The 350-nt window shown below is 59.7% G+C and carries 1 protein-coding gene; it reads right to left on the minus strand.

Annotated features, from left to right (window positions below):
* Positions 1-350 (minus strand): class I SAM-dependent methyltransferase family protein (locus tag AB4Z23_RS29130; protein WP_441361391.1); only part of this gene is annotated, 350 nt, incomplete at both ends.

Consider the following 350-nt stretch of genomic DNA (forward strand, 5'->3'; position numbering starts at 1 on the left):
AGCCGGAATCGAACCCCGTGCGCACGCCTGTCCTGATGCCATGGGAAAAGAGACTGCCGAACCGGATCGAGGCCCGTGTCAGAGCCCAGTAGAGCCCGCGCGGCGAAGCGATCGACAAGGGGGTGGCTAGTCTGTCGGCTTCATCGCGGCTGTAGCCTGAACGGTGCGCCTGCCGAAGGTCGGCAACGACGGGCGCTTCATCGAAGCATGCCGTGATAAACGAACGGATTTTTTCCAACGCATTAACCCGATCCCGTTCGCCCAACGTGTCGTGATAGAAACCGGGCAACACATAGCGTTCCTTGATCGTGCTGCCGAGGTTCTCAAAAAAGCGATGCTGCGGGGTATGG

Origin of the sequence: Agrobacterium sp. MCAB5, from assembly GCF_052114365.1 — a bacterium.
GTDB classification, from domain to species: domain Bacteria; phylum Pseudomonadota; class Alphaproteobacteria; order Rhizobiales; family Rhizobiaceae; genus Agrobacterium; species Agrobacterium tumefaciens.